Raw genomic sequence first — 5,974 nt, forward strand, 5'->3', positions numbered from 1 at the left:
CTGTACTCTCCTTAAATTGATTATCTGTACCAACTTTGAGCGTCGTCAATCGTTGAGTTGACGGCGTTTTTTGTTTTTCATAATCGCTTTAAAGCTGTATAAATAGATATAATGGTGCACTTTTTGGTGCACTCTTGCTAAAAAATACTAAATTATGCTGATTTTTTGCACTTAAAAGTGCACCAAAAATATTTAAACACGCCTTGACACCTTATTCCATAAGGGTTTTAGGATCAATCAAAAAAGCACACTTACACCTAGGCGGGTAATACATAAAAAATCCCCCACGCCGAAGCGCAGGGGAATTAATCAAGTTATAACTATCATCTAGAGACAGATATTATTATACTTATTGCTTACTACTCTGTAAACCCTAGTAGTTGTCTCATTAGCTATATTGACAACTAATTATGCTAAAACTAAAATCGCACTAACCAAATACACGGGTAAGTAATATAAAAAAATCTTCCGCCCATCAAAGCAGAAGATTATCCTCATCACCTCTGGCATCATTAGCTGACAATCTTGGAGGAATTCGAAAGCCATGATACTAATAACAGGACAAAGGACATAATAACGCTTGTCAGTTTATATTACAATACCGAAAGTAGTCTATACAAACATATTAATAACTCCTTGTGATATTTATCCACTTTGAGGTATAATCATTATTGTTCCATTCTTAATTCCTAGGGAGCAGAACACCCATTTTATTTATTTAAACCTTGAACCAGCCTTGGCTGGTTCTTTTTGTATGTTTCTGTTAATAAAAGGATCCCCCACACCGAAGCATGGGGGACTAGAACAGTTCACGATTATTATACTACTTTTAGCTTGCTTGTGAGGCGGATTCTGACGTCGTTTCGTTAACTGATTGCGCATTACTATCTAAATTAGCCGCTAACGATGACGCTAAAGTGGCTGCTGAACTAGCCGTGACCGTGTCACCAACTGCCGCCGCGCTAGCCGCTTGACTATAAGCCGCCACTACCGCCTGTGACGCTTGGGCTTCGGCTTGACTAGCCGCTGCTGAGTTAGCTGCTTCAATCTTAGCTTGAGCTTCTGCCAAAGCTTCCACGACCGTTTGTTCCGTATAAGCTAACGTGCTCGACTTGGTTTTGATCGTATTGCCGGTATCTTCCAAAATAGAATTATCCGTAATTGCCCCGACAAAAGCTAGGATTGCCCCCACGGCGGTAATCACTAACACAACTGCATTAGCGTCAATCTTAACACCAAAAAAGACCGTTGCGACAGCTAAGCCAATAATCAACACGGACCCGATAATCTGGGCCCAATAAGCAGGCTTCTTGTAGTTAGCTTTGAGTGTTGCCTGAATTACATTTAAAAATTTTGTCATTGTTTTTCCCTCCTAAAGGAACTTTTCTGCGATGTAAATAACTAACGTGACGAGCACGCCACTAACCAAGACACCGATCAACCAATTTTGAATGGCTGTCACACGGTCAATTTGATGGCTGGCTTCAATGGACTTGGCCAGTGCCTTGTCCGCTTTGTCGCCAATATCGTCAACTTGATTCAGCTTTTCTTCGATGTTCTCAACTTTCGTTTTGGTGGCAGCCACATCCTTTTGAATATCCATTAATAACTTAGTTGTATCGTCGTATTGTGCCATTACCGCACCACCAATCGCTGGCCGGGATAGATAGTGGTGTAAATCGTCTTGCCGTTCTGACTAGCTAATGTAGTCATGCTCAGGCCGTTGCGTTGTGCGATTGTCCACCAGCTGTCGCCAGACTTGACTGTGTAATACGTATGACTAACCGGCTGACCAGCAACTCGCTTTCCGTAGGCTGGCCCATTGGTGACGCCTAGCTTGATAAAGCCATACAGGCCATTTGAACGGGTGTAGCGTGCCCATACATAGTTGTGTTCAATAATGACCGCATTGTAAGTCACACTATCACCCTTGTAATAGGTAGCCACTTGACTCACCTTGTCGCTATCCGTGTAACGCACTGCCAGAGTACGGTTAGGATAGAACACCCCTCGCTGGTTGTATTTGACAACCTTAAAGGTGGCCTTCTTAGCTGCCTGAGCCTGCTTAACGTTGGTTTGAGCTTGTTTCTTGCTAGCAGTCGTATAGCCTGACTTGGTAATGCCCGTTAAGTCAACATTGCCGTCTAATCCGCCTGCTTTATACGTGCTGGTGAATTGGAAGATAGCCACGCCATCCATACTTGGGAACCAGTTATAATCCGGCTTAGTTCTAACTAGATAGTCTGGATATTCAGCTAACCACAGGCAATTACCATAGGCACGTACAATGGCGCTAGTGTTAACATGAGCATTGAGGTAAGCTTTACCGGAATACAACATCGGCGTATAGCCGTACGCCTTAATTAACTCAAATTGAGCTTTAATGACATTAGTGTTGGCTGTCACGCTATTAGAAGCACCATCCTCATAGTCCAGCGCCACAATACTACCCTTGGGCGTCTTAACACGTGGCAAGTAATATGACATCATAGACTTGGCATTGGTCATATTGCCACCGACACCATCCCACAAATAGGTGTGCACCCGTTTACCAGCCTGTTGAGCTGATTTAACTTGGCTGTTATATGTGGTCTGAGGGATATTAGTTCCACCATAAAAACCACCCGCCTGTGAGAATACAAACTTATCAGTGCTGTAGCCGAATGTTCCACCATTGCCTTGAAACTTAGACCAGTCGACCCCTTGTTCCCGACTAGTTGAAGCCTGACTGGTAACATTGACCATTAAAAAGGCCATAAAAATAGCGCCCACCATTAAGACGAGTGCCTTCAACTTGCGCTTGTTCAATTGTCTACCTCCTAGTGTACGCTGTTATTATCTACGGTAGCTGATACCTGTGCGGCTTTGTAGGCTGTAATTGCATCGGATACTTGAGTAACCTGAGTTTGGGTAATCAGTGATTTTACTAGATAGTTGCCAGCGTATACAGTTGCTAAGTCTGATGGAATCAATCCATTGTCAACACTGTCAATTAACCCTTCTGTTAAAAATTTGCTTAAATTAAAACTCATGATAAATGACCTCCTAATGATACAATAGCTGCTTTTATTTTTGCGTAATCTGATTGTGTCAAAATTTCTGTTGGATTAACTGACCAATCAGTAGCGTGAGAACCGAGTTCAAGCTTGGCAAACTTAACATATATGTCTAATACACTATCAACAGGATTGAAATAAATACAAAAAATGTTTGTGCTGGAAGCCGCCTGCATTGTTGAACCAACCTTAGAATAAGATTTAGTTGAAATTGTGCCAAAACTAGAGGCTGGTCTACCGTCAAGCCCAACAAGAACAAGTTTACCAGTTCCTTTTACCAATACTGAACCAGTCGTTACTTGATTTTGGTTAAAAACTACTGGTCTACAATATAAACCACACACATTGCCAGTTCCAGTGATATGAATACAAGTGTCTCCGTCAGAATCAGTTGTTACTGCTGCTTTGCAATCTGATTTAGTTCCTGTATTAACTATCCAATGATTTAGTCCAGATGAAAAATTAGAATTAGGAATCAGGTTAGTCCCCACAGCACTATTATCAACTTGCGTTTTAAGCTCAACAAAAGCTGGTGCTGCGGTCAAGCCAGCATTATCAACAGTACCAGTGTCGCCTGGGTCACCTTTGTCACCCTTTTGTGAAACAAGGTAAAAGTCTTTTGTTGTGTTGTCAGTATAATTCAAAGTTGCTTTCATCCACAAATAGGGATTTGCAGTTGTTGTAGCAACAATATTGTTTGACCAAGTTCCTGTTGGAGTAGTAGTTGCGCTACTTGAAATTTGATATTGAATTGTAGTTGAAGAAACGCCTGTACCAGTTTTTCCTTGAATACCTTGAGGACCCTGAATTGGACCGCAATCTTTCCACGCTCCACTAGTATAAACATAAAGTTCCTCATTGACTAAATAACCATCACCCTCATTTGCAGTGGTTGGTAATGCAGAAACTGAAGTAACTTGTCCTTTAATATCAAGTCCTTCGCCAGGGTCACCCTTGGCAATTGTGCTTGCGGCTTTATTCATTGCTTCCACAAAGTCGTCAAAAGTAATGGTCGTAATCGTGGCACCATTAGCACTTTGAATGTTGTTGGTAATGGTAAAGCCGGTTGACCCATCACTAGGGTAGATTGACGTCCCGGTACTATCAACCACCCATACTTCAATGGCATAGCTACCAGCTGGCAAACTAGTCATCAAGTCAGCATTAAACTTAACGGTAACTTGACCAGTTGTTGGATCCGTTAAACTAGCTGGGTTAACTGTGGCCGATTTAAGATAGCCACTAGCATTGCCCAATTTAACGGTAATTGAAGTGGCATTAGTTAAGTCCGTTGCCACATTATCATTGCCACAAATTAACGTAAAGCTAGTGGTGGTATCACCAATTTTAACCGTTTGTGGTGAAGTATCAGTAAAACTAAGCGTTTTCGCCATCTTTAGGTGCCTCCTTCTCAGCCAACTTGGCATTAAGCTGGTCAATTTGAACTTGAGCCATCGCTAATTGCTGGTCTTTAACGGCAATCGCTTGGGCATAGTTACTTGTCAGCTTGTTAATTAAAGCCTGTGCATCAACATTCATAATTTAAGCCTCCTTTGTAGTCGTGGTAACTGGTTTTAAAGCGGTCAGACTGTCAATCAATGTGTTCAGCACCTTCAATTTAACCCTATCTGCTCCCCCAGCACCGCCAGCAATGGCAGTGTTAAATTCATCCATGGTAATACTAACCTGTGAGCTAATACCCAGCGTATTAATCTGAATGCTAATCGTCATAATGTTGTTCGTGTAATCCGGTTTATAGTTCGTGATTAAGATGCTATCCATTTAATTTTGCCTCCAATTTGTTTAATCTAGCTTCCAATTCCATGTTGTGACCGTTTAATTGGTCGATTTCTTTCTGTTGTTCCTGTACCGTGGCTAGGGTGGCGTTTAAAAGTACACTGTCATCCACCCCACATAGCTTGCCGTCTTCATCACGGCTAACAAATACGTCTGGCAATTGCCACTGTTTAGTGTCATTCACATCATCAACAATGGAAGACAACCTAATATGACTGGTATTATCGTCAGTCTTATACTGGTATGTTGCTAGGTCGATTGAGTTAACTAGCTGTGCCCAATAAGCTGTATCAGCCTTTTTAACATCTTGCTTAACACTTAATAGGGACGATTTAATTAGGTTTTCATAGTGAATGGCACCCGCATATAGCCCTAGCATTCTACCATTTGAGTCACCCTTCTTGAAGTATAAGGGGCTACTATCAAGCATGCCGATAGTATGCCCAACTCCTAGAAACAGGTTTCCAACTTGAGTGTCTCGATATAATGAAATATCCCTTTGATTGGCAGTGTCGATTCCAAAATTAGCCACCTCATGGCCATTAATGTCTCTAATTCTCCAATAAGCGGAGTTAGCTTGTGCATATATATTGCCATAAGCATCCATAGTAACTCCGTTACTGCCAATATTATCGGCATTACCAGCAAAGTTTATTTTCTGCGTTGGTCCATACAAATAGATTCCTGTGGACGGTGTTACGTTAACATAGCCCGTGATTGTCTCTGTATTGGAAAAAGTCGCATCTTTAGTTGACGTATAACCCGAGTGTGACTCGAAACCTTGACCGTTAATTACTGAATCATAAGCTAAGTATTGCCCATTACCGATCATTGAACGATATTTATAGTTAATCGCCCCAGATTCAACGCTCGATTGCAGTCCAACCGCACTGTCAAAGTACGTTGACTTATATGCTCCGTCTGGCGTAATAGTCATTGGATAATAATTAGCGGTGTTATTGGAGTTATTAATAATGTCACCACCATGGAACGTTGTCCCGTTGATAGTTGAACTATTAATCGTACTAGTATTGATTGTTGGCGAGGTTAATGTTCCACCAGTAAGTGTCATGTTTTTAGCTGTTATAGCGCCATCTTTATATACTGTGAAAGTTCCGTTG

Annotated in this window: 7 protein-coding genes and 1 pseudogene; all 8 read right to left on the reverse strand. The window is 41.6% G+C overall.

The features are described 5' to 3' along the window. Positions 1–829: 829 nt before the first annotated feature. A complete protein-coding gene (locus MMY95_RS14790; protein ID WP_063485689.1) occupies positions 830–1,360 on the reverse strand; it encodes a hypothetical protein in 531 nt (176 codons plus the stop codon). Between the two features lie 12 nt (positions 1,361–1,372). Then, complete coding sequence (locus MMY95_RS14795; protein WP_015825361.1) at positions 1,373–1,636, reverse strand: hemolysin XhlA family protein; 264 nt, start codon at positions 1,634–1,636, stop codon at positions 1,373–1,375. Further along, a complete protein-coding gene (locus MMY95_RS14800) occupies positions 1,636–2,808 on the reverse strand; it encodes a GH25 family lysozyme (RefSeq protein WP_104795759.1) in 1,173 nt (390 codons plus the stop codon). Before MMY95_RS14800 ends, MMY95_RS14795 begins: the two co-directional genes overlap by 1 nt. Before the next feature lie 11 nt (positions 2,809–2,819). Continuing rightward, complete coding sequence (locus MMY95_RS14805) at positions 2,820–3,032, reverse strand: hypothetical protein (RefSeq protein ID WP_241277772.1); 213 nt, start codon at positions 3,030–3,032, stop codon at positions 2,820–2,822. Next, on the reverse strand, positions 3,029–4,450 hold the full coding sequence (locus tag MMY95_RS14810; protein WP_241277773.1) for a collagen-like protein: 1,422 nt from the start codon (positions 4,448–4,450) through the stop codon (positions 3,029–3,031). The genes MMY95_RS14805 and MMY95_RS14810 overlap by 4 nt, the downstream gene beginning before the upstream one ends. Then, complete coding sequence (locus MMY95_RS14815; protein WP_187239774.1) at positions 4,434–4,595, reverse strand: hypothetical protein; 162 nt, start codon at positions 4,593–4,595, stop codon at positions 4,434–4,436. Before MMY95_RS14815 ends, MMY95_RS14810 begins: the two co-directional genes overlap by 17 nt. Before the next feature lie 3 nt (positions 4,596–4,598). After that, the gene (locus MMY95_RS14820; RefSeq protein WP_104795762.1) at positions 4,599–4,838 is read right to left on the reverse strand and encodes a hypothetical protein; all 240 of its coding nucleotides are present in this window, start codon (positions 4,836–4,838) and stop codon (positions 4,599–4,601) included. Next, positions 4,831–5,974, reverse strand: a pseudogene (locus MMY95_RS14825) (phage tail protein); the annotation flags it as partial. The gene MMY95_RS14820 and the pseudogene MMY95_RS14825, both read right to left, overlap by 8 nt.

This window comes from Lactiplantibacillus sp. ME-2 (assembly GCF_022549155.1).
Classification (GTDB): domain Bacteria; phylum Bacillota; class Bacilli; order Lactobacillales; family Lactobacillaceae; genus Lactiplantibacillus; species Lactiplantibacillus plantarum.

Coding starts and splice junctions, on each gene's coding strand:
- MMY95_RS14820 (WP_104795762.1), bottom strand. CDS start 4,838: ATGGATAGCATCTTAATCACGAACTATAAACCGGATTACACGAACAAC.
- MMY95_RS14790 (WP_063485689.1), bottom strand. CDS start 1,360: ATGACAAAATTTTTAAATGTAATTCAGGCAACACTCAAAGCTAACTAC.
- MMY95_RS14810 (WP_241277773.1), bottom strand. CDS start 4,450: ATGGCGAAAACGCTTAGTTTTACTGATACTTCACCACAAACGGTTAAA.
- MMY95_RS14815 (WP_187239774.1), bottom strand. CDS start 4,595: ATGAATGTTGATGCACAGGCTTTAATTAACAAGCTGACAAGTAACTAT.
- MMY95_RS14795 (WP_015825361.1), bottom strand. CDS start 1,636: ATGGCACAATACGACGATACAACTAAGTTATTAATGGATATTCAAAAG.
- MMY95_RS14805 (WP_241277772.1), bottom strand. CDS start 3,032: ATGAGTTTTAATTTAAGCAAATTTTTAACAGAAGGGTTAATTGACAGT.